The organism is Porphyromonas gulae, assembly GCF_000765945.1.
Classification (GTDB): domain Bacteria; phylum Bacteroidota; class Bacteroidia; order Bacteroidales; family Porphyromonadaceae; genus Porphyromonas; species Porphyromonas gulae.
Window position 1 is genome coordinate 40,715 of the sequence record NZ_JRAT01000001.1, and the last position, 6,645, is coordinate 47,359.

The window sequence follows — 6,645 nt, forward strand, 5'->3', positions numbered from 1 at the left end:
GAATTCCCCCATGCGTTCCAAGATCTACTTTACCAGCGATGCCCATCTCGGTTCGCGCCATCATGCCGATCCCATGGCTGTGGAGAGGCGTTTGGCCGCATGGTTGGAGCGTATTCGCCATGAGGCCAAGGCTGTCTACTTCATGGGCGATATGTTCGACTATTGGTTCGAGTATCGGTATGTGGTGCCTCGTGGCTTCACACGTTTCCTCGGGAAAGTAGCCGAATTGAGCGATGAGGGGGTGGAGATACATTTCTTTGCCGGCAATCACGACGTATGGCTGACGGATTATTTGACCCAGGAGCTGGGTGCTCATGTCCATATGCATGGCATTACGGTGGAGTTGTCCGGCAAGCTCTTTCGCTTGGCGCATGGAGATGAGGAGTATCGGTCTGTGAAGCGTTCGTACGACTGCATGTACCGGCTCTTCCGCAATCCGTTGGCACGCCTCCTTTATGCAGCCGTGCATCCTCGCTGGACGGTCGGTTTGGCCTATGGCATTTCACTGAAAAGCAGACGCAGCGGAGAGAAGCGAAAGACACTCGGCAATATCCCCCACGCCTACAGCAATGACTACTTCGATATAGAAAACGAATGGCTGATTCGCTTTGCCAAAGAGCATAGTACCCGACATCCCGAAGTGGATTTCTATATTTTCGGCCATCGGCATATGCTGGTCGATATGGCATTGCGCGATGAGAAGCGTGTCCTGATCCTTGGCGATTGGATTCGGTACAACTCCTATGCCGTTTGGGATGGTACGACGCTTGTGCTCGAATCCATGGAGGGCATGGAATAAGCCTTCGGTATCAAGGTCGGGACCGGCTGCTTGATAAAACACGACATCACGCCCGTTCAGGGCATAAACGAAAATAGCACTATGGGAAAGATAACAATCACGGTAGGCGATATTACTCGCTTCGAAGGGGATGCCATTGTCAATGCGGCGAATCATACCCTTTTGGGTGGTGGGGGAGTGGACGGAGCCATTCACCGAGCAGCCGGTCCCGAACTGCTGGAGGAGTGTCGCACTCTCAACGGTTGTCCTACGGGAGAAAGCAAAATAACGGGAGGATACAATCTGCCGGCGCGATACGTTATTCATACCGTAGGCCCTGTGTGGCATGGAGGACAACAAGGAGAGCCGGATCTATTGGCTTCCTGCTACCATACATCGCTGTCCATAGCCTTGGACAAGGGGTTGAAAACCATTGCCTTCCCCTGCATCAGTACCGGCGTTTACCGTTATCCTAAGCATCAGGCTGCTCGCATTGCTTTGGCCACTATCGAGGAGATTATTGCAGATCGCCCCATCGACATCACTATCGTGTGCTTCTCGGAAGCGGATAAGGAGTTTTATATCGCACAGGACTGACGCGTAGCTCCTTGACATTCTCGCAAGATCTCCATCGAAAAGCCTTGCGGTATACTCTGCCTTCTTCTCTCTTCTCTTTTCAGCCCGCTCTCATCCCCAAGGGATCTCTCCTGAGACCCCTTAGGGATCCCCTCCATGACCCCTAAGGGGTCTCTCCCGACACTCCTCAGGGATCCCATAGGAGACTCCTTAGGGGTCTCAGGGGGGACTCCTAAGGGATCGTCCCGATACTTCTTGATGTCTTGGGAGAAGGCTTTCCAAAGAGACTTTTCCTATCCTCCTCTCTGCACGCTTGCCCTGAATCTGTGCTGTCAGCGTCCCGTTTTTTTTTACATTTGTGCCTAATAAGCTAACTCTTGAGGCGAATGGGAAAATTGTTACAGGATAAATTGGCTCAATATACCGAGCCGCAAAAGGCACAAGCCGCAGGTATTTACCCTTATTTCAGAAAAATCGAAAGCGATCAGGATACCGAGGTCGTTATTGACGGTCGTAAAGTCTTGATGTTCGGCTCCAATGCATATCTGGGTCTGACAAACCACCCGAAAGTCAAGGAGGCAGCTATCGAAGCTACGAAGAAGTACGGTACGGGCTGTGCCGGCTCTCGCTTCCTCAATGGGACGCTCGATATTCACCTCGAACTGGAAAAACGGCTGGCCGAGTTCGTCGGCAAGGAGGATGCCATCAGCTTCTCTACCGGCTTTCAGGTAAATTTGGGCGTTGTCTCCTGCATCACCGGCCGCGAGGATTATATCATCTGGGACGAGTTGGATCATGCTTCGATCATCGAGGGTATTCGCCTTTCGTTCAGCACGAAGCTGAAGTACAAGCATAATGATATGGGCTCTCTGGAGAAGCGACTCCAGCAGTGCGATCCGGACAAGATCAAACTGATTGTGGTAGATGGTGTCTTCAGTATGGAGGGCGATGTCTGCAATTTGCCCGAAATCGTTCGCCTCGCCAAGCGATACAACGCCAATGTGATGGTCGATGAAGCTCACGGTATCGGTGTGATGGGCGACCATGGACGCGGCGTCTGCAATCACTTCGGTCTGACCGACGAAGTGGACTTGATCATGGGTACTTTCAGCAAATCTTTCGCCTCACTCGGTGGATTCATTGCAGGCGATAAGAGCGTTATCAACTACCTGCGCCACCACGCCCGATCCTATATTTTCAGTGCCAGCTGTACGCCGGCCTCTACGGCAGCGGCGGCAGCTACTCTGGACATTATGCTTAGCGAACCGGAGCGTTTGGCCCGATTGTGGGAGCTGACGCACTACTCATTGAACGCGTTCCGCTCTCTCGGCTTTGAAATAGGCCACACATCGACACCTATTATCCCGCTTTTTATCCGCAACAACGAGAAGACATTCCAAATAACCCGAGACGCTTTCGAAGAAGGGGTATTTGTCAATCCCGTGGTCTCTCCGGCGGTAGCTCCGTCCGACACCCTTATTCGCTTTTCGCTCATGGCTACGCATACGAAAGAGCAACTCGACTTTGCCATCGAAAAGCTGCATAAGGTATTCAAGCAGAATGGTGTCTTGTAAGTGTAATGAATGATAACTGCGTGTTGCGACACGCCCTTTTGGAGGAGGGATGGTAATGAATACGACGATAATAGGAGTAGCCGGCGGAAGTGCTTCCGGCAAGAGTACATTGGTGAAAAAGCTCTGTGAGGCTTTCGTGGAGGAAGATGTACTTGTGCTCTGTCATGACTACTATTACAAGGCCAATGACCACCTTTCCCTTGAGGAAAGAAAGAAGCTGAACTACGACCACCCCAATGCTTTCGACACGGACATGTTCGTCCGAGATATTCTCTCCCTGAAAGCAGGCAAAACGATAGAGCGCCCTGTATATTCTTTCGTAGAGCACAATCGTCTGAAAGAAAAAGTAACCGTCCGTCCTGCCAAAGTAATCGTGCTGGATGGAATCCTGATATTCGAAAACAAAGAGCTGCGGGATCTGATGAATGTGAAAGTATTCGTCGATACCGATGCGGATATTCGTTTGGCGCGCCGCCTTGTACGCGATGTCCAAGAACGGGGACGCAATATGGATTCGGTATTGGCACAGTACTTCAGTACGGTGCGGCCTATGCACGAGGATTTTGTGGAGCCATCCAAGCGGTATGCCGATCTGATCATTCCCGAAGGTGGATTCAATTCGGTGGCACTCTCCCTCCTTGTCGAAAAAATCCGATCAGTGATCCGCAAGGAAGAATAACAGCCGATCCTCCGATCTTTCTCCCAAAAACCAAAATCTTAATGCGATTAAAACCGAGGCTTTCTTTCCAAAATAGCATTCCTCTATTGTGGTGGATAGCTGCCATCGTATCTGCCATTACGAAAGCGGCTCCGCACAGGCACAATAATTATACCATATTCCGCTCCTCTTTCTATCATTTCTCCCGACATCAGTCGCTCTATTCGGCCTATCCGGCAGAGCATCACGATGTCTTTCTCTACGGCCCTGTCTTCCCTATCCTTTTTGCTCCTTTTGCCCTTTTGCCTTCCTTCATCGGGATGCTGCTGTGGCTATGCTTTTCGGTTGCCGGATGTCTTTGGGCTGTCAGCCAATTACCCACGAGCGAAAAGAAAAAGGCTGCCATCCTGTGGATTGCTTTCCTTGACCTGTACACGGCATTGTGTATGCAGCAGTTCAATATCCTCATAGGAGCATGTATTCTGCTCAGCTTTGCTTTTGTGGAAAAGAAAAAGGAATGGGCAGCAACGCTTTTCATCGTTTTAGGGACTCTGACCAAACTGTATGGTATCGTCGGATTGGCTTTCTTCCCCTTTGTGAAAAGAAAAGGCCGCTATTTGGCTTGGCTTTTTGCATGGTTCGGTCTGATCGGTATCCTGCCGATGCTCTTTGGAGGAAGTTCCTATGCTCTTGAACAATATGTGGATTGGTTTGCCAGCCTTGGCACGAAGAATGGGGAGAATCTGTTTTCCCTGTATCAAAATGTCTCCCTGCTCGGAATGGTTAGGAAAATGACCGGCAGTGCCGGCTATTCCGACTTGCTGTTGTTAGTACCCGGACTTATCCTGTTCGCTCTTCCTTTCCTCCGATTCAGTCAGTACAAGGCTCCATTCTTCCGAATGAGTATTTTGGCTTCGACCCTGCTTTTCACCGTTTTGTTCAGTACCGGTAGCGAATCGAGTACTTATATCATAGCCTTGTTGGGCGTCGGTATTTGGTTCGTGCATCGTCCCAAAGGGAAACCCGATCGGCTGGATATTACACTCTTAGTCGGAACACTACTCCTCTCCTCTTTGTCGCCTACCGATCTGTTCCCGGCGGCTCTTCGCAAGAGTATCGTGCTCCCATACGCCTTGAAGGCTCTATTCCCGACCTTGGTTTGGATACGGTTGAGTATTGAGTTGCTTCGCACGCATTATCTCCCGACCCAAGCGGACACATCCTCCTCTTTGGCTTATGATCAGAATTGATGTGGTACTGCCGGCATATCGTCCCGGTCAGGGATGGGAGCGAGAGACTATATCTCGCTTGACAGCCTTGTCCGATAGTATGCCGGACGTGACTTTCCGCATATTCATCGTACCCGATGGGAGCAATGACGGTCATTCTGACGAGGTACGCTCGCATTGGGCTGCATCGCGATGGAAAGTTGTCTATTGCGACTACGCCAAGAATAGAGGAAAAGGCTTTGCCGTCCGCTATGGCGTAGGACAAACCGATGCACCTTTTGTGCTCTATACGGATTATGATCTGCCGTTTACTCCGGACTCATATAAACAAGTGATAGAAGCCCTTCTGGAAGGTGCAGACGTCGTTATATCCCGTAGAGAGCCGGAATCTTATGGGAAAAGGATTCGCTTTAAGAGGAAAATGCTTTCCGACTTTTCGCATTTTGTAAATAAATTCTTCTTCCTGCCAACGACGGATACACAGGGAGGACTCAAGGGGTTCTCCTCAACGGGACGTTCCGTTTTCCTCCAAACACGGATAGATAGTTTCCTGTTCGATACCGAATTTATCTGTCTGGCGAAGAGAAAAAAAGTGCGTATAGCAGTCGTCAGCGGTTCCATTCGTCCCGACATCTCTCTGTCGGTAATGAAAGCCAAGACGATCCTTCGTGAAGTCTATAAAATCCCCAAACTGATCAGAGCAAGATGGTTCTCTTGAGTTTCGATATTGAGGAGTTCGATGTGCCGATTGAGCAGGGATATAAAGACTTTCCCTTGGAAGAACAGTTGCGCATCAGTCGCCAAGGGACAGAGGACATCCTCCATATACTGAAGAAAAAAGGCGTTCGGGCCACCTTCTTCAGTACCGTCACTTTCTGGGAGTCATTGCCGGAGGATCTGCGAAAGAGGATCTACTCGGAAGGACACGAATTGGCCTCTCATGGAGTGTTTCACTCCTCTTTCACTCAAGAACACCTTGCCGAGTCTCGTCAGAAGCTCGCTTCTCTGTGGGATGGCCCGGATGTCTGCGGTTTTCGGATGCCACGCATGATGCCCGTGGACGATGCGGAAATAGCGCAAGCCGGGTACTTGTACAATTCTTCGCTCAATCCGACTTGTATCCCCGGCCGCTACAATCATCTCTCTGCTCCGAGATTACCCTATTTCGACAAGTATGGGGTCTTGCAGATGCCGAGTTCGGTAACGCCTCTATTGCGTTTCCCTCTCTTCTGGCTTTCCCTCCACCATCTTCCCCTCAGCCTGTACATCAGGATGATTCGCCACACCGTTCGGCGCGACAATTATCTCAATCTTTATTTTCACCCGTGGGAGTTCGCAGAGATCGGCTGTTTACCCGGCTGCAAACTGAGCTATACGGTTACTCATAACAGTGGCGAAAAAATGTGCCACAGACTGGAGGCCGTGATCGATACTCTTCTTGCCGATGGTTGTTCTTTCGGCACTTTCTCCGATTACTACCGTTCTCAAAAGCAAGGCTGATTCGCTCAAAAGCGAGGCTTGAGTACTGTGAGTCAAGGACGAGATTGACTCCTTATTTTTTTCCTGCCGACTCTCCATTCTTTCTTCTGCCGTATCCTGAAAAAGCGGAACCGAAATCGGACAAATTGCGGAACGTGATTTCGAGGATTTACGCGCGAGATTGTTTTCGTTCTGGCGCGTAAAAAATTTACTTCCCGAACCAAAACGAAAAAATTGTCGCGCCACGTTTTTCAGTGACGTGTACTGAAAAAAGTTGACAGTTGGGCGGGATAGTTCTACAATTGGTTTACCGGTTCTTTCTATAATTCTACTTTAGGTTGACAGCCCTTA

General features: G+C 50.1%; 9 protein-coding genes. 8 read left to right on the forward strand and 1 reads right to left on the reverse strand.

Going from position 1 to position 6,645, the window contains the following annotated elements:
* The first annotated feature begins 10 nt into the window (after positions 1-10).
* The 7 genes from HQ49_RS00200 to HQ49_RS00230 all read left to right on the forward strand — a co-directional run bounded on the left by HQ49_RS00200 (position 11) and on the right by HQ49_RS00230 (position 6,315).
* Complete coding sequence (locus tag HQ49_RS00200; protein WP_039417764.1) at positions 11-799, forward strand: UDP-2,3-diacylglucosamine diphosphatase; 789 nt, start codon at positions 11-13, stop codon at positions 797-799.
* Positions 800-880: 81 nt separating this feature from the next.
* On the forward strand, positions 881-1,375 hold the full coding sequence (locus tag HQ49_RS00205; RefSeq protein WP_039417766.1) for an O-acetyl-ADP-ribose deacetylase: 495 nt from the start codon (positions 881-883) through the stop codon (positions 1,373-1,375).
* Positions 1,376-1,740: 365 nt separating this feature from the next.
* Positions 1,741-2,928, forward strand: coding sequence for a serine palmitoyltransferase (spt, locus tag HQ49_RS00210; RefSeq protein ID WP_018965853.1), 1,188 nt, complete (start codon positions 1,741-1,743; stop codon positions 2,926-2,928).
* A gap of 55 nt (positions 2,929-2,983) precedes the next feature.
* Positions 2,984-3,607, forward strand: coding sequence for a uridine kinase (gene udk / locus HQ49_RS00215; RefSeq protein WP_018965854.1), 624 nt, complete (start codon positions 2,984-2,986; stop codon positions 3,605-3,607).
* 41 nt (positions 3,608-3,648) lie between these two features.
* Positions 3,649-4,836, forward strand: coding sequence for a glycosyltransferase family 87 protein (locus tag HQ49_RS00220; RefSeq protein WP_039417767.1), 1,188 nt, complete (start codon positions 3,649-3,651; stop codon positions 4,834-4,836).
* On the forward strand, positions 4,823-5,533 hold the full coding sequence (locus HQ49_RS00225; protein WP_039417768.1) for a glycosyltransferase: 711 nt from the start codon (positions 4,823-4,825) through the stop codon (positions 5,531-5,533). The genes HQ49_RS00220 and HQ49_RS00225 overlap by 14 nt, the downstream gene beginning before the upstream one ends.
* Complete coding sequence (locus HQ49_RS00230) at positions 5,521-6,315, forward strand: polysaccharide deacetylase family protein (RefSeq protein WP_039417769.1); 795 nt, start codon at positions 5,521-5,523, stop codon at positions 6,313-6,315. The genes HQ49_RS00225 and HQ49_RS00230 overlap by 13 nt, the downstream gene beginning before the upstream one ends.
* Before the next feature lie 32 nt (positions 6,316-6,347).
* Here HQ49_RS00230 and HQ49_RS12460 read toward each other — a convergent pair whose 3' ends face one another.
* The gene (locus tag HQ49_RS12460) at positions 6,348-6,476 is read right to left on the reverse strand and encodes a hypothetical protein (RefSeq protein ID WP_394331877.1); all 129 of its coding nucleotides are present in this window, start codon (positions 6,474-6,476) and stop codon (positions 6,348-6,350) included.
* 10 nt (positions 6,477-6,486) lie between these two features.
* Here HQ49_RS12460 and HQ49_RS12465 point away from each other — a divergent pair, with 10 nt between their 5' ends.
* The gene (locus tag HQ49_RS12465; protein WP_394331878.1) at positions 6,487-6,552 is read left to right on the forward strand and encodes a DUF1661 domain-containing protein; all 66 of its coding nucleotides are present in this window, start codon (positions 6,487-6,489) and stop codon (positions 6,550-6,552) included.
* Positions 6,553-6,645 lie beyond the last annotated feature (93 nt).

Coding starts and splice junctions, on each gene's coding strand:
- HQ49_RS00220 (WP_039417767.1), top strand. CDS start 3,649: ATGCGATTAAAACCGAGGCTTTCTTTCCAAAATAGCATTCCTCTATTG.
- HQ49_RS00205 (WP_039417766.1), top strand. CDS start 881: ATGGGAAAGATAACAATCACGGTAGGCGATATTACTCGCTTCGAAGGG.
- HQ49_RS00200 (WP_039417764.1), top strand. CDS start 11: ATGCGTTCCAAGATCTACTTTACCAGCGATGCCCATCTCGGTTCGCGC.
- HQ49_RS00225 (WP_039417768.1), top strand. CDS start 4,823: ATGATCAGAATTGATGTGGTACTGCCGGCATATCGTCCCGGTCAGGGA.
- HQ49_RS00230 (WP_039417769.1), top strand. CDS start 5,521: ATGGTTCTCTTGAGTTTCGATATTGAGGAGTTCGATGTGCCGATTGAG.
- spt (WP_018965853.1), top strand. CDS start 1,741: ATGGGAAAATTGTTACAGGATAAATTGGCTCAATATACCGAGCCGCAA.
- udk (WP_018965854.1), top strand. CDS start 2,984: ATGAATACGACGATAATAGGAGTAGCCGGCGGAAGTGCTTCCGGCAAG.